The sequence below is a fragment of the Sphingomonas sp. AX6 genome (assembly GCF_902506605.1).
Classification (GTDB): Bacteria; Pseudomonadota; Alphaproteobacteria; order Sphingomonadales; family Sphingomonadaceae; genus Sphingomonas.
The window spans coordinates 18,207-37,464 of record NZ_LR733979.1; the positions used below are offsets into that span (position 1 = coordinate 18,207).

Consider the following 19,258-nt stretch of genomic DNA (forward strand, 5'->3'; position numbering starts at 1 on the left):
CCATGCACTATCACAAACGCGCCGACCGCCCCCGCATCGCCTATCACCTGACCGAGGGACGTGGTCCTACGGTCGTGTTCCTGCCCGGCTATGCGTCCGACATGAGTGGGTCCAAGGCGCTGGCGGTCGAGGCGTGGGCGCGGACGAACGGGCGCGCAGCGCTGCGGTTCGACTATGCCGGGTGCGGTGAGAGCGACGGCGCGTTCGAGGATCAGGGGCTGGCCGACTGGCGCGACGATGCGCTGGCGATGATCGATCTGGTTGGCGGGCCGGTGGTGCTGGTCGGATCGTCGATGGGCGGGTGGATCATGCTGCTGGCGGCGCTCGCGCGGTCAGCTCAAGTCGTCGGGATGGTCGGCATCGCGCCTGCGCCCGATTTCACCGACTGGGGGTTCAACGACGCGCAAAAGATGGCGTTGCTGTCGGACGGGCGGATCGAGGAGCATTCCGACTATTCCGACCAGCCGACGGTCACGACGCGGACCTTCTGGCAATCGGGCGAGGCCAACCGGCTGATGCATGGTCCCATCGCGCTGTCGGGGCCGACGCGGCTGGTGCAGGGGCAGCGCGATCCCGACGTGCCGTGGGAACGCACGGTTCGCCTCGCAGGAAACATCGCGGGCGATGATGTTCAGACCTGGCTCATCAAGGATGGCGATCATCGCCTGTCTCGCCCACAGGACATCGCGATGATCCTGCGTGCGATCGAGGATGTTTCCGGAGAAGTCGAATGATGGCCGCCCTGATGTTGCTCGCACAAGCCGCGCCCGCGCCTGTGCCTGCGGATCCCCAGCGTTACCGCGCGTGCGCCGCGGTTGCCGAAACGGATAGCGCGAAGGGTGTCGCGGCGGCGGATGCGTGGGCGAAGGAAGGCGGCGGGTTTCTGGCCGATCGCTGCAAGGGGTTGGCGCTGGCGACTGGCGCGCAATGGGCGCAGGCCGCGGCGATCTTCGAATTTGCGGCGCAGGGTGCGCAGGCAGCGCGGCATTCGGTGGCCTATCCGGCCTGGGCGCAGGCGGGCAATGCATGGCTGGCGGCGGGGCAACCGACGCGGGCGAAGGCGGCGCTCGACAATGCGATCGACCCCGGTTTCCTGCGGAACCTGCAACTGGGTCAGGCGCATATCGACCGCGCACGGGCCTTTGTCGGCATGGGCGAGCTGCCGTCGGCGCGTGCCGACCTCGACATTGCGGTGCGCGAGGCACCCGAAGACCCGCTCGGCTGGCTGTTATCGGCGACGCTGGCGCGGCGGATGGGCGATCTGGAGCGCGCACGCGACGATATCGTCGAGGCGGCGGAGCGCGATCCCGAAAATCCGGCGGTGCAGTTGGAGGTTGGCAACATCGCTGCCGGATTGGGCGAGGATGTTGGTGCGCGGGGGGCTTGGGCTCGGGTGATCGAGCTTGCACCGGAGAGCCCGCAGGCGGCTTCGGCGAAGGCGGCGCTGGCGGCGAATCCCGCCCAGTAATCAATCGTCATCCCTGCGAAAGCAGGGATATCAGGCCGCGTGCCAACCGCTGGATATCCCTGCTTTCGCAGGGATGACGGGTCGTCGTGAAGGTATTGGAGCGGACGCGGCCTACTTCAGATAAAAATCGACCGTCGTCACCACCCGCACTTTCTTGAACGGCGTGTCTGCAACGCCATAACCACCCTGTTCGCCATCGCGCGCTTCGATCGAGAAATAGCCCTGAGTCGCGCTCTTGATGCCGCCGACGCCCGCCCCGCTGTCGCTGGCGAATTGCTCGGCGGCTGCGCGCGCATCCTTGGTGGCGGCGGCGACCATTGCCGGTTTGATGTCGTTCAATTTGGTGAAGCTGTAGACGATCCCCGACCCTTCTTGCAGGACCACGCCCTGACGCACGAGGTCGAATTGCCGAGCCACCGCCTGGCGCGCGCGCGCAATGTCGGTGGTGCGCAGTTGCAGCCGCTGGTTAATCGTCACGGTCTGGACGCCGTTGTTGTAGAATTGATTGACGCTGGCACCCGCCGGGCTGAGCGCGTCCTCGGGGAAGCCGACCGATTGGAAGAAAGTACGGATCGCCTGGGTGTCGCGGTCGATGTCGGCCTGCACCGCGGCGAGATCGAGGCCTTGCGACGAATAGTTGAGCGTCCACACTGCGAGGTCGGCGGTTACATTCTGCTCCGCCAGCCCGCGCACCGTCACTGACCGGTCAGCATGTTTCGCGCGGACCAGGCCGTTGCCGAGAAGATAGCCGCCAACGATCAGCCCCAAAGCGACGATCGCCGCCGCGATTCCCAACCCCAGCGTCGATTTGTCGGAAATTCGGCTTTCCACGCGCGTCCCCCTTCCCAATATAGACACCGACTCATCTGCCATGCGCTCGATGAACCGTTGCTTGCATACGACGAAACGAAAGGCTTTGCCATGAAATATCTCCACACCATGATCCGCGTCGCCGACCCGGAAGCGACCGTCGCATTCTTCGAATTGCTGGGGCTCAAGGAAGTACGCCGGATGGACAGCGAGGCGGGGCGTTTCACGCTGATCTTCCTGGCGACGCCGAGCGAGTTGAAGGGCGAAGGAGCGCGCGCGGATGCCGAGGTCGAACTGACCTACAACTGGCCCGCAGAGGATGGAAGCGCGGCGGAAGTCTATACCGGCGGGCGCAATTTTGGGCATCTCGCCTACCGCGTCGACAATATCTACGACACCTGCCAGCGGCTGATGGACGCCGGGGTGACGATCAATCGCCCGCCTCGCGACGGGCATATGGCGTTCGTGAAGACGCCCGACGATATCTCGATCGAACTGCTCCAGCTGGACGGCGCCCTGGTGCCTGCCGAGCCGTGGAAGTCGATGCCCAACACGGGGACATGGTGAGGTGAGCGCGCTCCAGATCGTCCGCATCCCGGCGCTTAGCGACAATTATATCTGGCTGGTCCATGATCCCGACAGCGGAGAGACGATGGTGGTCGATCCTGCGGAGGCCGCGCCCGTGCTGGCCGAGGCCGACAAGCGCGGATGGCGGATCGGGGCGATCTGGAACACCCACTGGCATCCCGATCACACCGGAGGGAACGCGGCGATCAAGGAAGCGCACGGTGCAACCGTGATCGCGCCTGCGGCCGAAGCGGCGCGTATTCCGACCGCCGATCGACTGGTGGCCGAGGGTGACATGGTGTCGCTGGGTTCGCATGAAGCGGTGGTGATGGAAGTACCTGCGCATACCGCCGGGCACATTGCCTATCACTTCGCCGACGATGCCCTCGCGTTCGTCGGCGACACGCTGTTTGCGATGGGTTGCGGGCGGCTATTCGAAGGAACGGCGGATCAGATGTTCGCGAACATGCAGCGGTTCGCGGCGATGCCGGACGAAACCGTCATCTACTGCGCGCACGAATATACCCAGTCGAACGGGCGGTTCGCACGCGTTGCCGAGCCCGATAATACGGCGATCCGCGACCGGATGGCAAAGGTGGATGCGGCGCGCGCAGGCGGCGAGGCGACAGTGCCGACCACGATTGCGCTGGAGCGCGCCACCAACCCGTTCCTGCGCATTGAAAGCGCTGAAAAGCTGGCCGAACTTCGCGCGGCGAAGGATGGTTTTTCCGGGTAAGGCAGTGTAGCATCGTCTTTCATTCGCAGGGGGCGAGCCATCCGAAGGAGGTCGCCATGATACGTTCGATTGTTGCCGTTGCCGCCACTGCCATGCTCTCGGCATGCGCTATGTCGCCCGCCGACCAGGCACGACAGGACGCGGCTGCCTCGCGTGAAGAAGCGCGATTGGCAGAGGCGCTGGAGGGGTTCGAGCCGACGGGCCGCACCAGTAGCTGCGTGCCGCGGTTCGACGTACGCCAGACCAAACTGTATGACGGCGCGATCCTGTTCGAACGGTCGCGCAACCATGTCTATCGCAGCGATGTCGGGCCGGGTTGCGGCCGGAGTCAGGATGATATTCTGGTGTTCAAGAGCGTCAATGGTTCCGCTTATTGCTCAGGCGATATCGTTCAGTTGCGGGCGCGGACGGGTGGATTTTTCTCGGGGACATGCAGTCTGGGCGAGTTTACCGAGCTGAAGCGTGACCCGCGCTAGGGGAGTTTCGCTCGGCGCAGCGATGCTGCTCACCGCGTGCGCTACGACACCTGAACGAAGGGCCGAAGCCGAGGCTGCGCAGGCTGCCGAACTGGCTGAGGCGCTCGACGGATATTCGCCGGGCGCGCCCCAGGACTGTATGCCGATCGATCGAACCAACGGCCCGCAGATCATCGGCGGCGGGGTGGTCTTGTACCGCGAAAGCGGGCGGCGGACTTGGCTTGCGCGGACCGAAGACGAATGTCCGTGGCTGCGCCGCGACGGCATCCTGGTGACCGAACGGTTCGGCAACCAGATGTGCCGCACCGACCGGTTTCGGTTGATCGATCGCGGCAGCAGCATCCCGTCGGGCCATTGCCGCTTTGGCAGCTTCACGCCCTATGACAAAAACTGAGCCGCTGCGCCCTTACAGCACGTAGCGGCTAAGGTCTGTGTTCCGCGCGATTTCGCTGAGCTGGCTTTCGACATAAGCAGCGTCCACCGTCAGCGTTTCTCCACTGCGATCCTCGGCGTCGAAGCTGACTTCCTCGAGCAACTTTTCCATCACCGTCTGAAGGCGCCGTGCGCCAATATTCTCGACTTCCGCATTCACTTCGGCGGCAATGCGGGCGATCGCCTTGATCCCGTCGTCGGTGAAATTGATGGTCACGCCTTCGGTCTCGATCAGCGCCTTGTACTGTTGCGGCAGTGACGCCTTGGTGTCCGACAGGATGGCGATGAAGTCCTCCTCGGTCAGCGCTTTCAGCTCGACGCGGATCGGCAGGCGACCCTGGAGTTCGGGGAGCAGGTCGCTGGGCTTGGCGACGTGGAACGCGCCGCTGGCGATGAACAGGATGTGGTCGGTCTTCATCGGCCCGTATTTGGTCGAAACCGTGGTGCCCTCGATCAGCGGCAGCAGGTCGCGCTGGACGCCTTCGCGGCTGACCGATCCGCCGCGCACATCGCTGACCGCGATCTTGTCGATCTCGTCTAGGAAGACGATGCCGTTGGCCTCTGCATCCGCAAGCGCCGAGCGGCTGACCTCGTCCTGGTCGAGGCGCTTGTCGGCTTCCTCCTCGACCAATTTCGCCCAGGCGGCATGGACGTTGAGCTTACGGCGCTGGAGGCGGGGGCCGCCCAGACCTTTCATCATCTCGCTCAGATTGATCATCTGCGCGCCCGCACCGGGCAGTTCGAATGGCATCGAGGGTGCGGCCTCCAGCTCGATTTCGATTTCGGTATTGTCGAGATGACCGTCGTTCAGGCGCTGGCGGAATGCCTCGCGCGTCGCCTGGCTGGCGTCCTTGCCGGTCAGCGCGTCGAGCAGGCGCGTCATCGCCGCGGCCTCGGCCTTGTCCTTTACCGCGACGCGGCGGCGTTCCTTCTCCAGCCGCACCGCTTCCTCGACCAGGTCGCGGGCGATCTGTTCGACGTCGCGGCCGACATAGCCGACTTCGGTGAACTTGGTCGCCTCGATCTTGATGAAGGGCGCGTCGGCCAGCTTCGCCAAACGGCGGCTGATCTCTGTCTTGCCGCACCCCGTGGGGCCGATCATCAGGATGTTCTTCGGAGAAACCTCATCACGCAAGTCGGGTGAGAGTTTCTGGCGGCGCCAGCGGTTGCGCATCGCGACCGCGACGGCGCGCTTGGCTTCCTTCTGACCGATGATATGCGCGTCGAGAGCGGCGACGATCGCCTTGGGCGTGAGGGCTTCGTTCATGATGGGAGATGAGGTCCGTCTGTTCTGATTCGTTGCGCACAAGATGGCCCCGCAATGGCGCGGTTCAAGCCGGGCAGGTCCAGTTCGCGGCGACGCGGGCATGGCTGCGGACGATGCCGTCGATGTCGGATGCTTGCGGGGTCGCGTCCCACTCGCCGCGTTCCCAGGTGCCGCCGAGGACGATGCCATCGGCGCGCGGGAACATATAGCCTTCGCTGACGCCGTACGCGTAATCGATTTCGGGCTGGGGAAGCAGCACGGCAAGCTGGCCACGGACGGGCGTAAGTTCGGTGTCGCCGAACAGGTGATGGCTGCCCAGGCCGGTGCAATTGAAGATCGTCGTCTCGGGCAAGGCGACCAGATCTGTGGGACTCGCGAAATCGCGTACGACGATGCGTCCGCCTGCGCGCTGGAAATCGGCGATCATCCGGGAAAGGTAACGCCCGGTCTCCACATACATGGTGTCGAACCGGCGCATCACGCCATCGCCGAACGGATGCTGGCCCTGGGCGAATTGAGCAAGCGCGGGCTGATAGGCGAGCAGCCAGGCATCGTCGCCGTCGGTGCGAATCGGGCCGGTCTGCCACGTCGGCACCCAGTGGATGCCGTAATCGTCGCCGATCATGATCTGGAACCGCCGCCAGCTATAGTCCATCGCCGCGCGATACTGCCGCTGCCATTCGGGGGTCACCCGATCCTCGTCATAATGACCGGTCGGCACGATCTGGCCGCCCGCGATGTTCGACGTGGTGTGCGGCGGCAGCGCCTTTGCGTAGAGGGTGACCGCGAAACCCGCTTCCTGCGCTAGCCGGGCGGTGGCGAGGCCGACCGCACCCGCGCCGATGACCGCGACGGGTCCGGTCATGCCGGGCAGGCCGAGATTGGTGGCAAGGCGGCTGGTCCCCCAACTGAGCGTGATCCCAGCGCCGCCATGGCCGTAATTGTGGATCAGGCGTTTGGTGCCGAGCGCTTCGGCGCGGACGACGAAGCCCGAGGCGCGACAGGGACGCAGGCCCGCGACGGTGCGGATGACGCGATTGGCGGCGACGTTGACGCGCGGCGGGCAGGGGGTGCCGCGCGGCGGGGCGGCAAGGGTTGTGGCGCAACCGGGGAGGAGAAGGCCGGTCGCGGCGAGCGGCGCGGTGCGCAGCAGGGTGCGGCGTTCTAGCATTGGGCAGCCGCTCTCCATCCACACATCGTCACCCCGGACTTGTTCCGGGGTCCACCATGCCGCCTACGCAATGATCGAATCTGAGACCCTGCGCCTGCCGCCCGGTGGACCCCGGAACAGGTTCGGGGTGACGGATGGTAGAGCGCGGGCAGTGGTAAAGTCAGGCGGCACTCTCCAGCGTTTCGACGGTGAGATTCTCGTTCGTATAGACGCAGACGTCGGCGGCAATCTTCATCGCCTTGCGACAAATCGTCTCGGCATCGGCCTCATACTCTACCAGCGCGCGAGCCGCTGCTAGCGCATAATTGCCGCCCGATCCGATCGCGGCAATGCCGTTGTCGGGTTCCAGCACGTCGCCATTGCCGGTGACGACCAGCGTCACATTCTTGTCCGCGACGATCAGCATCGCTTCCAGATTGCGGAGATATTTGTCGGTGCGCCAGTCCTTGGCAAGTTCGACGCAGGCGCGCAGCAATTGGCCCTGATGGCGTTCCAGCTTCGATTCCAGCCGCTCGAAAAGGGTGAAGGCATCGGCGGTCGCGCCGGCGAACCCGGTAATGACTTCACCGCCGGCCAGCGGACGGACCTTCTTTGCATTGGGCTTCATCACGGTCTGGCCCATCGACACCTGGCCATCGCCTGCGATGACGACGCGGCCATTGCGGCGGACGGAAAGGATGGTGGTGCCGTGCCACACGGGAGGTTTCTCGCTCATCACGCGCATATGGGGGCTGGGCGGGGGCAGAGGCAAGGTCGGTTACAGTCTTCGCCAGCCTCTCCTCCTCGTCATCCCCGCGAAGGCGGGGATCCATATTCCTGACGCGAGCGATTCAATCGACAGCGCATGGGTTATGGATTCCCGCCTTCGCGGGAATGACGGGCGCCTATTTCTCCACACCCTTCACCTTCCCCCACGTCCGCGCGGCGGTGTAGCCGAGATAGCCGGTGCCGAAGAGCGCGTAGAGTTCTTCCGGTAACCCGCGCAGATAGGCGGTCATGGTGCGGGCGATGGCGTCGGCGAGGCCGGGCTGGACCGCGCCGATCAGGCCCATCGGGATCGACCACAGCACCAGCGCATACATGACGTAGAGGAAACTGGGCCGCGCGCGGCTGGTCCAGGGGTCGGCCGAATTGGCCTCCGCTACGATCGCGGTCAGTTGGGTGCGGGTGGCCTCCATCTCCTGGCTGCCCTCGAGTTTCAGCAGCTCGAGCTTGGCGGCGTCGCGCGCCTTGGGGTCGGGAATGATCTTGTCGATCAGACTAGCGAGCGGGCCGATCAGGCCGTTGAGGATGCTCATTGCATGATGTCCTTTCCTGAACAAGTTGACAAAGTTGACAGTCTCGCGGGTTTTTGGACGAGGCGCGTTCAGCCGATCCGGTGGGCGAGCCAGCCGTAGAGAAAGGCTTCGTTGGCGGGACGTTGTTCGGCGAGGCGGAGATAGCGTTCGCCCTGAAGCGCATCGACTGCCTTAACCAATACGGTTTCTCCGCTCGCACTGCGGGTCGCAAGGAAATCATCGAGCGCGGACAGCGTGACTGGACCGATCGCGCCATCGACAAGCATGTCGGGATAGTCGCTTGCGCCGCGGTTGAGCGCGTTCAACGCGCGCTGGAGAAAGGTCGCCGCAACCGCCGGGCCCATATTGACGCCGGTATCGAACAACTCCGCGGCAAGCGCTGGTGCGCGCTGAGCGATACGATCGAAGGCGGGCCGTAACCAATAGAGACGGCGATAGATGCCGACTGCTTCGCTGCGCGGCAGATCGCGCATGTCGCCCGCATGGCCATGTTGCCGCGCGACCGCCAGAGTGATCCCCCAGTTGGTCGGTCCGCCGCGGTCGGCGGGGTGGTTTACGTAACCGCCCTCGCGGTCGATGACCTCGTCGATGAGACGATCGATGGCTGGCATGTGCTGCTCCCCATAAAAGGACGAGCTAACCAGATGGGTTCCATGTAGGAAAGTAAAAAGAACGTACAGCGAACGAGATGATGTGAGTTCTGAATGCTTTCCCGATGTCACCCCGGCCGCAATGCCGGGGTCAACCGGGCGGCGAGCGTGAGATTATATTGGGAGGCGAACGGCAAGCGGCTTGGTGGACCCCGGCACTGCGGCCGGGGTGACGGTTTGGATGTAGCGGAAAGGTGGATACTCGAAGCCCAACATGCTTTTAGAAACATCTGCGTCCCGAGGAGCCGAATTGACCGCCACCCCTGCCCCCCGTCGCCTGCACCGCATCGTCGCCGCGCTCGATCGTTGGGGTGAGCGGGCGGTGCATCGAATCTCCGGCCCTGCGGGATATGACGGCAAGGTGCGGATGCTGGCCTATGCCGGGTATCGCAACGCCACGCGGTTGCGGGTCAAGGGGCGGATCGTGCGCTATCAGGAGCCGCTGGACGCCGCGACGAAGTGGGCGCGATTCCGGGCGATGGTCGCGATCTATAACAGCCGCGAATTGCCGGGGATCGCGGTGCGGCTGGTCGGCTATGGTCATGATGTGACGGTGCCGACCGATGACGAAGGCTATTTCGATTTCGATCTGGCCATCGACGCTGCGTTGCCACCGCATACCGAATGGGAAGCGGCGACGCTGACGACGCCCGAGCGCGAGATGCAGAGGCCGTCGATCGAGGTGCCCGTGCTCGCGCCGGGCGACGATCATCCGTTCGGTGTGATTTCCGACATCGACGATACAGTGATCGAGACGGGGGCGACCAATTTCGTCAAGAACTGGCGGCGAGTTCTGATCGAACAGCCCGGCGACCGGATGGCGGTGCCGGGGGCATCGACACTCTACCGGACTATTGCGGGCGATCACGCGGCTCCGCGGCGACCGTTCTTCTATGTCTCGTCCTCGCCATGGAATCTCTACGGCTTCCTGACCGAGTTCATGGAATTGAACCACATTCCGCACGGGCCGATGTTTCTGAAGGATTACGGGATCGACCGGACCAAGTTCATCTCGACCGGGCACGCCGCGCACAAGCTGGCAGCGATCGAGGGCGTGCTCGCATTCTATCCCGATTTCCGGTTCGTGCTGATCGGCGACAATGGGCAGGCGGATGTCGCGATTTATTCGCAGGCGGTGGCGGACTTTCCGGGGCGCGTCGCGGCGGTGTTCATTCGCGATGTGGATGGGACTTGCCGGACCGGGCCGGAAGGCGCGCTGATTGCCGGGATCGAGGCGGCGGGGGTGCCGACCTATTGCGGAACGGGGCTCGGCGACGCAGTGGCTGCATTCTCGGCGCTGGGCATGGACGATCCGCAAGAAGCAGCGGGCGCGGTGGCGGCGTCGTGAACGGCTTGCCCATCCTCTACAGCTTTCGCCGCTGCCCCTATGCGATGCGCGCGCGGATGGCGGTGCTCGCGAGCGGTGTCGCGGTCGAATTGCGCGAGGTCGTGTTGCGCGCCAAGCCTGATGCGATGCTGGCAGCCTCGCCCAAGGGAACCGTGCCAGTGCTGGTGCTGGCTGACGGTCGGGTGGTCGACGAGAGTCTGGAGATCATGCGCTGGGCGTTGGCCGTTTGCGACCCGCTCGATTGGCTGGGGGGCGACGATGCGGCGCTGATCGCTGATTGCGACGCGACGTTCAAACATCATCTCGACCGCTATAAATATCCCGAGCGGCATGGGAGCGATCCGGATGAGCACCGCGCGGCGGGCGTCGCATGGCTGAGCGGGCTGGAAGCGCGGCTGGCCCATGCGGCGAACCTGTGCGGGGATGCGGTGGGGCTGGCGGACATCGCGATCTTTCCGTTCGTTCGTCAATTCGCCGCGACCGACCGTGCATGGTTCGATACACAGGCGCTGCCGCGGGTTCGGGCATGGCTGGCCGCGCATGTCGGCTCGCCGTTGTTCGACCGTGCAATGCTGCGGGTTCCGCGATGGCAAGCGGGGGATGCGCCGGTGCGGCTGGGCTGAGCTTTGCGATTCCGGCGCTACGCGGTTACGCTTCCCCCATGATCAGACGATCGGCAGTTCGTTCCGCGACGATCGGCGCGGCATTGATGATGGGTGTCGCGGGGTGTGGCGTCGAAGCGCAGGAAACCGCGACACCGACGCTGCTGCGCGACGTGACCGCGACGCATGTGCCATCCGCGCCGATGCTCCACGCGCTCGACATCGCGCTGGCCGATGTCGAAGGCGACGGCGATCTCGATGCGGTGCTGGCGGTCGAGGGGGAGGCGAATCGGCTCTACCTCAATGACGGGCGCGGGCGGTTCAGCTGGAAGCAGGGTGCGTTCGGTACCGTCAAGCGCGACACCGAGCATGTCCGCACCGCCGATTTCAACCGCGACGGCCATGCCGATTTCGTGTTCGTGACCGAGGACGACCGCGTGCACCAACTCTATCTGGGGCGCGGCGACGGCAGCTTCATCGATGCAAGCGACCGGATCATGGTACGGGGCGAAGCGAACGGACTAGCGGTCGGCGACGTCAATGGCGACGGGCTGGCGGATATCGTCATCGGCACGTCGGGGGCGAAAGGCGATGATGGCGACGGGCAGAATTCCCTGCTGCTGAACGATCCCGCGCGTCCCGGCCATTTCATCGACGCGACGAAGACCCACCTGCTCGAATGGCGCGACGATACGCAGGGGTTGGCGCTGGCCGATGTCGATGGTGACGGCGACCCCGATCTGGTAATCGGCAACGAGGTGCCCAGGAACCGGCTGCTGCTGAACGACGGCAGCGGCAAGTTCGCCGAAGGATCGGAACGGTTGCAACTGGTCACCGATCTCCACACCCGCGAAGCGCATGTGTTCGATGCGAACGGAGACGGGCGCGCCGACATTTTGTTCTTCAACCTGACCAGCAATGCGGGCGAGTATGAGATGGACCCGCAGAACCGGTTGCTGATCCAGGATGCGGAGGGGCGCTTCGTCGACGAGACCGAACGGCAACTGCCGAAGAACGGATTTTCGAGCTGGGGCGGGACGGTGATGGACGTGAACGGTGACGGCGCGTCCGACCTGGTCGTCGGCGCGATTGAGGTGCCGGGGTTCGAGCCGCTGCAATTGCGGGCGTATCTGAACGACGGTCAGGGCGTGTTTCGCGACGCGACCGCCCAAGTCGTGCCGACGATCGCTACGGGTCGCCACTGGTCGATGGCGGTCGGCGATGTGAATGGCGACGGCATCGACGATGTGTTCGTCGGTGGATGGGGCACGCAGCTTCGGCTGTTGCTGGGGACGCGAAAGGCGGCTCGACCGGCATCCGGCGCACCGAACCAGTGACGTCTTCGACCGCACGAAAATGACCTGTTCGCGCCGTGAATCGTGCGGGCTGATCGGTATCGGGTTCAGCGCGGTGGACGGTCCTTCGGACGCAGCCTGACGAGCAGGCGCTGAATCTCTGCGTCCCGCGGCCAACGCGCCCCAATGCGCCGCGTCAGGTTCACCGAATACCAGGTCTCGCCCAGATTGACCGCTTCGCGCATCAGCGGCAGCAGTGCTTCGCGGTCCCCCATGGCGGAGGCGAAGAAGGCGGGGGTGATGCGGGTCTGGCGCGCACCGTTAGCGAATTCCTGGCGCGCATGATCGATCAGCACGCGGTGCGCGGTGGCAGGATCGCGCGCGACTGCGGCGTCGAGCCGGTCGGCAACCGCGAGCATCTGCTTCTCGCCGCGAAGCCGCGCGGTCTCACGATATTCGCGCGCATAGCTTGCGATGTCCCCGCCCGAAATATGCGCCCAGGCTAGACAATTGCGGATCGTCGCGTCGTCGGGCCGACGGGCGGCAAGATCGGTCAGTCGCTCGATCGCCAGCGCATCGCGCCCGGCCTGCCAGTCGGCGCAAGCGCGCTCCACCTCGATCGTCGGCGTTCCGGGTAGCAGCACGCGCGCGCGATCATAGGCGCTGGTCGCATCGGCATAATCGCCCAGATCGGCCAGCATATTGGCGTACCAGAAATGAGTCAGCCCATCCTGCGGATCGAGCGCGAGTGCGCGTCGGAATGCGGTTTCCGATTCCTGTGCCTTGTCATGCCACCAATAGAGGATGAACGCTTGCGCGCGGTGGGCGCTGGCCAGATCCGGGTCGAGCGATAGGGCGCGATCGATCGATTCCTGAGCGTTGCCATACGCTTGCGCCTCGGTCGCATCGCTATATTCGCGGCTGATGAGCCAAGCTTCGGCCAGCCCGACATGGGCTGGCGCGAAATCCGGCGCGCGGGCGATAACGCGCCGATACAAGGCGATCGACTGGCGCAGCGACGTCGCGGTGCGTTGCGCCCAAAAGTCGCGCGCGGCGGCGTAATCGGCAGCGGCAACCGGATCATCGGGCAGGGTTACGCGCGCCGCGACTCGTTCGGCCGCGGGCAATGCGGAGCGCGATTGGCCGATGACGATGGCACCCAATCCGACCATTGGAATTAGCGCCAGCCAGGCCAGGCGCCGCGTGCCACGCACCGGTGGCCGCGCGTCGGGCGAGGCATCGGATGGCGCTGTCGGATTGGGCGGTGCAAACGGCGCGGCTGGCGTAGAGAGGTCTGGTTCGGCGTCCGGCATTTGGCCCGATGGATCGACATCGCCGAACGGCACAGCCCAATGCGCCAGTTCATGTTCGAACGCGAACACCGATCCTTGCATGCCGCCGGGCATCCGGTGGACGGGCATGTCGCGGTCGCGCGCCCAGCGCATCACGGTGGTCCGGTCGCGTCGGAAGTAATTGGCGATCGCCTTCCACCCGTCGAGTCGCTTTTCCGGGGTGACGTCTGGCATCGACAGCGATTCTTCCGTTTCGACGGGCACGCCCCAGCCTTCCGCACCTGGTGCCGACGCCGGCTTTGAAAAGCTCACGCCCCCGGTGATGAACGATTGAGCGTTCCGAACCGATCATATGCAACATTATGCAACAATTTGCGACATCGCCTTTTGCCCCGAGCCAGCGCACATAAGCGCCATCGCGGATGCCCCGGCAACGGGGACAGCCGACACAGAAACAATGCTTCGACGGGGGGCTGCAAAGGAGGGGGTGATCGGATCGCCCAGGTCGGGAAGCGGCGGCGTTCGCCCGACCATCCGCCCGAACGCAACCCGCTGTCGCCACGGTCCCAACCCCGTGTGCGCCGATGAAGCTCGATCTTGTCGGATGGCGAAAGCCGCTGACAACCCGGTGCCCGATCAAACCCTTATGCGACCCGGGGGGATGCGGGCACCGGGAACCTTGCTTCAGCGCACGGCTCGCGTTCGGGCACGATGCCATCCCAAACCATAATCCTTAAGAGCAACGTCGTCGTCTCATCGCACGGCGTCGATCGCGCATCGGCTCGGCCGATCGCTTGGGTCGATGCGTTGATGAAATTGGTCGGGACGACAGGATTCGAACCTGCGACCCCCACACCCCCAGTGTGATGCGCTACCAGGCTGCGCTACGTCCCGACCGAGCGCGTGCCTCTAGGCGGTCGGGGGCGTTCTGGCAAGACGGTGTTCGCAGGCCTGCGCAACGCCGATGCGTCGGCGATGCGTGCGGGGTTCGCGTCATATCCTTGCTCGCGGGTCGCGTGCGTGATAGCGCGCGGCGCTTGTGCGGCGGCTCCTGTCTCCGCGAGACCCTTTCACGAAACGCAAACGGGACATCATGTTCATCAGCCCTGCATTCGCACAGACCGCCGACGGCGCGGCCCAGGGGGGCGCTGCCGGCGCTTTCCTATCCTTCGCGCCGTTGCTGCTGATCTTCGTCGCATTCTACTTTCTGCTGATTCGCCCGCAGCAGCGCCGGATGAAGACGCTGCAAAAGTCGATCGAAGCCGTGAAAAAGGGCGATCAAGTCGTCACCGCGGGCGGCCTGCTGGGCAAGGTGACCAAGGTCGAGGACAAGTTCGTCGAGCTGGAACTGGGCCAGGGCGTCAAGGTCCGCGCGGTCAAGGCGACGCTGGCCGAAATCGTGCCGCTCGGCTCCGGTAAGCCGGCGAACGACTGATGCTCGATTTTCCGCGCTGGAAAGTGTGGGCGACGTGGATCACGATCGTGGTCCTGTGCCTGTGCGCTGTCCCGAGCTTCCTGCCCGGTAACCTCCGCGACCAGCTTCCTGGCTGGGCGAAGCCGACGGTCAATCTCGGCCTCGACCTGGCGGGGGGCAGCTATATCCTGCTCGAAGCGCAGCCCGAGGATGTCCGCACCACCCGGCTGGAAGCGATGCGCGACAGCGTCGAACAGGCGATGCGCACGGGTCCGCGTATCCAGATCGGCGACATTTCGACGCGTGACGGCCGCCTGACCTTCATGGTGCGCGACGCGAGCCAGGTCGATGCGGTGCGCGAGCGGCTGTTGCCGATGACGCAAGGGGCGGGGCTGACCGGCCAGCGCGACTGGAACATCGAGGTTGTCGATTCGTCGCGCTTCGTGGTCACGCAAACCGAAGCGGGGCTGACCCAGGCGCTCGATCAGGCGATGGTCGATGCGACTGAAGTCGTCCGCCGGCGTATCGACGAACTGGGCACGCGCGAGCCGACGATCATCCGTCAGGGATCGAACCGCATCGTCGTGCAGGTGCCGGGTCTGGCCGATCCCGAACAGTTGAAGGATCTGCTCGGCCGGACCGCGGTGCTCGAATTCAAGCTGGTCGATTTCGACGCCGATCCGGCCGAGATCGCCGCGGGGCGCGCGCCGATCGGCAGCGAAATCCTGCCCTATCCGGGCAATCCCGGCGGCGTGCCGGTGATCGCTGTCACCCGATCGACGATCATTTCGGGCGACCAATTGTCCGACGCGCGTCAGGAATATGACCAGCAGACCGGGCTTCCGGTTGTCACGATTCAGTTCGATGCCGAAGGTGGTCGCCGCTTCGCGCGGGTGACGCAGGAAAATGCCGGCCGTCCGTTTGCGATCATCGTCGACGATCAGGTGATTTCCGCGCCCAACATCAACGAACCGATCCTGGGCGGCAGCGCGCAGATTTCGGGCGGCTTCACGGTCGAAAGCGCCAACGAACTGGCGATCGCGCTGCGGTCGGGCAAGCTGCCCGTCGCGCTGACCGTGATCGAGGAATCGACGATCAGCCCCGAACTGGGTGCCGATTCGATCGAAAGCGGCGTGATCGCAGGGATCGTCGGCACGCTGGCGGTGCTGATCCTGATGCTCTTCGCCTATCTGCGCTTTGGCGTTTATGCGAATCTGGCGCTGGTCATCAACGTCATCATGATCATCGGCGTCATGGCGATCTTCAACGCGACGTTGACGCTACCCGGTATTGCGGGCTTCGTGCTGACGATCGGTGCGGCGGTCGACGCCAACGTGCTGATCAACGAGCGTATTCGCGAGGAACAGCGAAAGGGCCGAACGATCAACACTGCGATCGAATTCGGTTACAAGGAAGCGAGCCGCGCGATTTTCGATGCGAACATCACCAACGTCATTGCGGCGGCGATCATGTTCATCTTTGGCGCGGGGCCGGTGCGCGGCTTTGCCGTGGTTCTGACCATCGGCATCGTCACGTCCGTGTTCACCGCGGTTACCTTTACCCGCCTGATGGTGGCGGGTTGGCTCAAGACCCGGCCCAAAGAGCTGGTGATCTGAGGATATAGACATGCGTCCCATGAAGCTCGTTCCCGACAACACCAACATCGACTGGATGGCGTGGCGTCGCATTGCCACGGTGGTATCGGTCCTGATGGTGATCGCGTCGATCGTCCTGCTGGGCGTTCGCGGCCTGAACTTCGGCATCGATTTCGTCGGTGGCCAGGTGGTGCGCGTGACGTTCGACCAGCCGGTTCAAATCGACGAATTGCGCGACCGGGTGGACACGCTGGGCATCGGCGAATCGACGATCCAGCAGTTCGGCAGCCCGCAGGACATCGCCATCCGCCTGCCCGTGCCGGACGGTGGCGAATCGGCGGCCAGTGAAAGCGCGAGCGCGGTGCGCGCGTTGATCGAAACCAACTATCCCGGCGCTCAGGTCGGGTCGGTCGAGGCGGTATCCGGCAAGGTGTCGGGCGAGCTGTTCCAGAAGGGCGCGCTGGCGCTGTTCTTCGCGATGATCGCGATCTCGATCTATATCTGGTTCCGCTTCGAATGGCAGTTCGGGGTCGGCGCGTTGCTGGCGCTGGCACAGGATATCCTGGTCACGCTGGGCTTCTTTGCCGCGACGCAGCTCGAGTTCAACCTGAACACCATCGCGGCTTTGCTGACGATCATCGGCTATTCGCTGAACGACAAGATCGTCATCTTCGACCGGGTGCGGGAGAATTTGCGCAAATATCGCAAGATGGAGATTATTCCGCTCCTCAACCTGTCGATCAACGAGACGCTGGCGCGCACCGTGATGACGTCTCTGACGCTGGTGCTGGCGCTGACCGCGCTGGTGATTTTGGGGCCGGACGTGATCTTCGGTTTCTCGCTCGCCATGCTGCTGGGCATCGCGATCGGCACCTATTCGTCGATGTTCGTCGGCAACGGCATTCTGATCCAGTTTAAGGTCGGGCCGGGCACGTTCGCCAAGACCGAAGGTGCGGCAGCCGCGGGTGCCGAACGGGTGCGGCCGCGCGACGCCGAAGTCTGAGGAAGCGGGCGGCGTGAAGATCGAACGCGACGGGCGCGCCGAGGGACCGGTAATTTCCGGAATCATCGCGCGCGGGTTTCGCGTCGATGACGGCGTGTATGAAGGGCTGTTGATCTCGCCAAGCCGGGCCGATGCGTGGAGTCCGCCGCCGATCGAGGCGCTGGGCGCGGACGACGTCGCGCCGTTGCTGGCGGAGGTGCCCTTGCCCGAGTTTATCCTGCTCGGCACCGGATCGCGCCTGGTGCGCCCGCCGCAATCCTTCATCACGGCGCTGGAAGCCAAAGGCGTCGGTGTAGAGGTGATGGACAGCCGCGCGGCGGCGCGCGCATGGGGTGTGCTGCGGGCAGAGTTGCGGGCGATTGCCGGGGCGCTTTACCCACTCAATTGACGGCGCGGTACCAGCCCGCGTCGTTTACGTCCCCGCCAGTCGCAAAAGATGCGCATAGAGCTGATCGCAATTGGCCTCCCATGAATAGGCAGCGACCGTGGCAGCGGTATCCGCCGGGGCCGGGGGATGGGCGAGCAGATCGCTGAGCGCGTGCGCGAACGCGTCGGCATCCCGCGCGACGATCCGGCCGGCGGCTGGGGTAGTGACGAGTTCGCGCGCGCCGCCTGCATCGGGGATCACGACTGGCGTCCCGCTGGCGAGTGCCTCGACCCAGGCATTGGCAAGGCCTTCGCTGGAAGAAGCGAGCGCCATGGCGTCGGCGGCGTTCATGAGTTGAGGGAGCTCGCGGTGCGGCACGCTGCCGAGCAGGCGGATGCGATCGGTAGCACCGCTGGCGGCGACGCGCGCATCAAGCGCGGCGCGTTCCGGGCCATCGCCCGCGATCATGAGCGATACGCCGGGCAGGCGTGCGACAGCGTCGATGACGATGGCGTGGCCCTTTCGGGGGATCAGCGCGCCGGTGGAGACTACCAGCGGTCCGGCGATCCCGAGCGCTTCCTTGGCCGATGCCCGGTCGCGGACGGCAAACAGCGTGCGGTCGATTCCGGTACGGTGGACGGCGATCTTGCCGCGGTCCACGCCCAGCGCAGCAATGTCGTCGGCCAGTGCTTCCGAGACCGCGAGGATGCCGTCGGCGCTGTTGGCGGCGTTGCGCACCTGCGCTTTAGTCGCGGGACTGCGGCCCCAATGATGGATGTCGGCACCGCGCGCCTTGATCGATACAGGGATGCCATAGCGCCTGCCGAGCGCGATTGCGGCGGGGCCGTCGGGGAAGAAGAATTCGGCGTCGATCACGTCGAAAGGCTGCATGGCGTGGAGCGGGTCGATGATGCGTGCGGCGGCGCGGGCGAGTGATGCGGCGTGGAAACGCCCGCCGGTGCCGGGCAAGGTGGTGAAGCGGGGCCGGTGGACCGCGGCGCCTTTCCAGCGTTCGTGCTTCGGGAGCGCGGCGAAGGCGCGGTAATTGCGGTGGTTCGACAGGGGCCAGGGGGGAATGCCCACCCCGGCGACGACCGTCAGATCGACGCTTTCATGTCCGGCCAGTCCGCGGGTTTGTTGTTCGACGAACACGCCGAAATTGGGGCGTGTCGCGTCGGGATAGAGGGTGGAGAGGGTCAGGACGCGGAGCATTTGCGCGGTCGTTAGCACGGTGTCGGTTAAGGAGTGGCTTGCGGGAGCGTCGTTTGTGCCTGTGTGAGGTGATCGTGCGAATTGCGCTCACTCATCCGTGCTCCCGCGAAGGCGGGAGCCCAGTGTGGCGAGAGTTGTGCTTTGTTACCCTGGGTTCCCGCCTGCGCGGGAACACGAGCTAGCAACATTCTCCGTTCGTTTCGAGCGAAGTCGAGAAACGTGAACCAACCGCTCGTAACACGTTTCTCGACTTCG

The 19,258-nt window shown here is 64.9% G+C and carries 21 protein-coding genes and 1 tRNA gene; 13 read left to right on the plus strand and 9 right to left on the minus strand.

Features of this window, described 5'->3' with window-relative positions; all coding sequences use genetic code 11:
* Positions 1-2: 2 nt before the first annotated feature.
* The gene (locus ENHY17A_RS00100; protein WP_159709212.1) at positions 3-734 is read left to right on the plus strand and encodes an alpha/beta hydrolase; all 732 of its coding nucleotides are present in this window, start codon (positions 3-5) and stop codon (positions 732-734) included.
* Positions 731-1,468 carry a tetratricopeptide repeat protein gene (locus ENHY17A_RS00105; RefSeq protein ID WP_159709213.1) on the plus strand — a complete coding sequence of 246 codons (738 nt, stop codon included), beginning with the start codon at positions 731-733 and terminating at the stop codon, positions 1,466-1,468. Before ENHY17A_RS00100 ends, ENHY17A_RS00105 begins: the two co-directional genes overlap by 4 nt.
* A 111-nt stretch (positions 1,469-1,579) precedes the next feature.
* Here ENHY17A_RS00105 and ENHY17A_RS00110 read toward each other — a convergent pair whose 3' ends face one another.
* Positions 1,580-2,299, minus strand: a complete 720-nt coding sequence (locus ENHY17A_RS00110; RefSeq protein ID WP_236547662.1) for an SIMPL domain-containing protein — start codon at positions 2,297-2,299, stop codon at positions 1,580-1,582.
* Positions 2,300-2,389: 90 nt separating this feature from the next.
* On the opposite strand from ENHY17A_RS00110, the gene ENHY17A_RS00115 reads away from it, so the two are divergent.
* Genes ENHY17A_RS00115 through ENHY17A_RS00130 form a run of 4 tightly spaced genes read left to right on the plus strand, consistent with a single transcriptional unit; the run spans position 2,390 to position 4,451 of the window.
* Complete coding sequence (locus tag ENHY17A_RS00115; protein WP_159709215.1) at positions 2,390-2,845, plus strand: VOC family protein; 456 nt, start codon at positions 2,390-2,392, stop codon at positions 2,843-2,845.
* 1 nt (position 2,846) lies between these two features.
* Positions 2,847-3,581, plus strand: a complete 735-nt coding sequence (gloB, locus tag ENHY17A_RS00120; protein WP_159709216.1) for a hydroxyacylglutathione hydrolase — start codon at positions 2,847-2,849, stop codon at positions 3,579-3,581.
* Between the two features lie 56 nt (positions 3,582-3,637).
* On the plus strand, positions 3,638-4,057 hold the full coding sequence (locus ENHY17A_RS00125; protein ID WP_159709217.1) for a hypothetical protein: 420 nt from the start codon (positions 3,638-3,640) through the stop codon (positions 4,055-4,057).
* Positions 4,044-4,451, plus strand: coding sequence for a DUF6491 family protein (locus tag ENHY17A_RS00130; RefSeq protein WP_159709218.1), 408 nt, complete (start codon positions 4,044-4,046; stop codon positions 4,449-4,451). The genes ENHY17A_RS00125 and ENHY17A_RS00130 overlap by 14 nt, the downstream gene beginning before the upstream one ends.
* Before the next feature lie 12 nt (positions 4,452-4,463).
* Here ENHY17A_RS00130 and hslU read toward each other — a convergent pair whose 3' ends face one another.
* The 5 genes from hslU to ENHY17A_RS00155 all read right to left on the minus strand — a co-directional run bounded on the left by hslU (position 4,464) and on the right by ENHY17A_RS00155 (position 8,836).
* A complete protein-coding gene (hslU, locus tag ENHY17A_RS00135) occupies positions 4,464-5,756 on the minus strand; it encodes an ATP-dependent protease ATPase subunit HslU (protein ID WP_159709219.1) in 1,293 nt (430 codons plus the stop codon).
* Positions 5,757-5,820: 64 nt separating this feature from the next.
* The gene (locus ENHY17A_RS00140) at positions 5,821-6,927 is read right to left on the minus strand and encodes an FAD-dependent oxidoreductase (RefSeq protein WP_159709220.1); all 1,107 of its coding nucleotides are present in this window, start codon (positions 6,925-6,927) and stop codon (positions 5,821-5,823) included.
* A gap of 160 nt (positions 6,928-7,087) precedes the next feature.
* Positions 7,088-7,642 carry an ATP-dependent protease subunit HslV gene (gene hslV / locus ENHY17A_RS00145; protein ID WP_159709221.1) on the minus strand — a complete coding sequence of 185 codons (555 nt, stop codon included), beginning with the start codon at positions 7,640-7,642 and terminating at the stop codon, positions 7,088-7,090.
* Between the two features lie 169 nt (positions 7,643-7,811).
* Positions 7,812-8,225, minus strand: coding sequence for a holin family protein (locus tag ENHY17A_RS00150; RefSeq protein WP_159709222.1), 414 nt, complete (start codon positions 8,223-8,225; stop codon positions 7,812-7,814).
* 68 nt (positions 8,226-8,293) lie between these two features.
* Entirely contained in the window at positions 8,294-8,836 is a 543-nt protein-coding gene (locus tag ENHY17A_RS00155; protein ID WP_159709223.1) for a glycoside hydrolase family 108 protein, read from the minus strand.
* A gap of 289 nt (positions 8,837-9,125) precedes the next feature.
* On the opposite strand from ENHY17A_RS00155, the gene ENHY17A_RS00160 reads away from it, so the two are divergent.
* Genes ENHY17A_RS00160 through ENHY17A_RS00170 form a run of 3 tightly spaced genes read left to right on the plus strand, consistent with a single transcriptional unit; the run spans position 9,126 to position 12,162 of the window.
* Positions 9,126-10,223 carry an App1 family protein gene (locus ENHY17A_RS00160; protein WP_159709224.1) on the plus strand — a complete coding sequence of 366 codons (1,098 nt, stop codon included), beginning with the start codon at positions 9,126-9,128 and terminating at the stop codon, positions 10,221-10,223.
* Positions 10,220-10,846, plus strand: a complete 627-nt coding sequence (locus ENHY17A_RS00165) for a glutathione S-transferase (RefSeq protein WP_159709225.1) — start codon at positions 10,220-10,222, stop codon at positions 10,844-10,846. The genes ENHY17A_RS00160 and ENHY17A_RS00165 overlap by 4 nt, the downstream gene beginning before the upstream one ends.
* Before the next feature lie 38 nt (positions 10,847-10,884).
* Positions 10,885-12,162: an FG-GAP repeat domain-containing protein gene (locus ENHY17A_RS00170; protein WP_159709226.1), complete on the plus strand. Its 1,278-nt coding sequence runs from the start codon at positions 10,885-10,887 to the stop codon at positions 12,160-12,162.
* Positions 12,163-12,227: 65 nt separating this feature from the next.
* On the opposite strand, the gene ENHY17A_RS00175 is transcribed toward ENHY17A_RS00170, so the two are convergent.
* A complete protein-coding gene (locus ENHY17A_RS00175) occupies positions 12,228-13,724 on the minus strand; it encodes a tetratricopeptide repeat protein (protein WP_236547663.1) in 1,497 nt (498 codons plus the stop codon).
* Positions 13,725-14,229: 505 nt separating this feature from the next.
* Positions 14,230-14,306, minus strand: a tRNA-Pro gene (locus tag ENHY17A_RS00180).
* A gap of 199 nt (positions 14,307-14,505) precedes the next feature.
* Here ENHY17A_RS00180 and yajC point away from each other — a divergent pair.
* Genes yajC through ENHY17A_RS00200 form a run of 4 tightly spaced genes read left to right on the plus strand, consistent with a single transcriptional unit; the run spans position 14,506 to position 17,812 of the window.
* A complete protein-coding gene (gene yajC / locus ENHY17A_RS00185) occupies positions 14,506-14,847 on the plus strand; it encodes a preprotein translocase subunit YajC (RefSeq protein ID WP_159709227.1) in 342 nt (113 codons plus the stop codon).
* Complete coding sequence (gene secD, locus ENHY17A_RS00190; RefSeq protein WP_159709228.1) at positions 14,847-16,442, plus strand: protein translocase subunit SecD; 1,596 nt, start codon at positions 14,847-14,849, stop codon at positions 16,440-16,442. The genes yajC and secD overlap by 1 nt, the downstream gene beginning before the upstream one ends.
* Positions 16,443-16,452: 10 nt before the next feature.
* Positions 16,453-17,424 (plus strand): protein translocase subunit SecF, encoded by a 972-nt coding sequence (gene secF / locus ENHY17A_RS00195; RefSeq protein WP_159709229.1) that lies wholly within the window; start codon positions 16,453-16,455, stop codon positions 17,422-17,424.
* A 13-nt stretch (positions 17,425-17,437) separates the two neighbouring features.
* Positions 17,438-17,812 carry an Mth938-like domain-containing protein gene (locus ENHY17A_RS00200; protein ID WP_159709230.1) on the plus strand — a complete coding sequence of 125 codons (375 nt, stop codon included), beginning with the start codon at positions 17,438-17,440 and terminating at the stop codon, positions 17,810-17,812.
* Positions 17,813-17,836: 24 nt separating this feature from the next.
* Here the strand turns inward: ENHY17A_RS00200 and ENHY17A_RS00205 are convergent, their stop codons facing one another.
* Positions 17,837-19,003, minus strand: a complete 1,167-nt coding sequence (locus tag ENHY17A_RS00205; protein ID WP_159709231.1) for a glycosyltransferase — start codon at positions 19,001-19,003, stop codon at positions 17,837-17,839.
* Positions 19,004-19,258 lie beyond the last annotated feature (255 nt).

Excerpts from the sequence above, each read along its gene's own strand:
- ENHY17A_RS00140 (WP_159709220.1), bottom strand. The coding sequence starts at position 6,927 with ATGCTAGAACGCCGCACCCTGCTGCGCACCGCGCCGCTCGCCGCGACC.
- ENHY17A_RS00105 (WP_159709213.1), top strand. The coding sequence starts at position 731 with ATGATGGCCGCCCTGATGTTGCTCGCACAAGCCGCGCCCGCGCCTGTG.
- hslU (WP_159709219.1), bottom strand. The coding sequence starts at position 5,756 with ATGAACGAAGCCCTCACGCCCAAGGCGATCGTCGCCGCTCTCGACGCG.
- ENHY17A_RS00150 (WP_159709222.1), bottom strand. The coding sequence starts at position 8,225 with ATGAGCATCCTCAACGGCCTGATCGGCCCGCTCGCTAGTCTGATCGAC.
- yajC (WP_159709227.1), top strand. The coding sequence starts at position 14,506 with ATGTTCATCAGCCCTGCATTCGCACAGACCGCCGACGGCGCGGCCCAG.
- ENHY17A_RS00170 (WP_159709226.1), top strand. The coding sequence starts at position 10,885 with ATGATCAGACGATCGGCAGTTCGTTCCGCGACGATCGGCGCGGCATTG.
- ENHY17A_RS00205 (WP_159709231.1), bottom strand. The coding sequence starts at position 19,003 with ATGCTCCGCGTCCTGACCCTCTCCACCCTCTATCCCGACGCGACACGC.
- ENHY17A_RS00115 (WP_159709215.1), top strand. The coding sequence starts at position 2,390 with ATGAAATATCTCCACACCATGATCCGCGTCGCCGACCCGGAAGCGACC.
- secD (WP_159709228.1), top strand. The coding sequence starts at position 14,847 with ATGCTCGATTTTCCGCGCTGGAAAGTGTGGGCGACGTGGATCACGATC.
- ENHY17A_RS00125 (WP_159709217.1), top strand. The coding sequence starts at position 3,638 with ATGATACGTTCGATTGTTGCCGTTGCCGCCACTGCCATGCTCTCGGCA.
- ENHY17A_RS00155 (WP_159709223.1), bottom strand. The coding sequence starts at position 8,836 with ATGCCAGCCATCGATCGTCTCATCGACGAGGTCATCGACCGCGAGGGC.
- ENHY17A_RS00100 (WP_159709212.1), top strand. The coding sequence starts at position 3 with ATGCACTATCACAAACGCGCCGACCGCCCCCGCATCGCCTATCACCTG.
- secF (WP_159709229.1), top strand. The coding sequence starts at position 16,453 with ATGCGTCCCATGAAGCTCGTTCCCGACAACACCAACATCGACTGGATG.
- hslV (WP_159709221.1), bottom strand. The coding sequence starts at position 7,642 with ATGAGCGAGAAACCTCCCGTGTGGCACGGCACCACCATCCTTTCCGTC.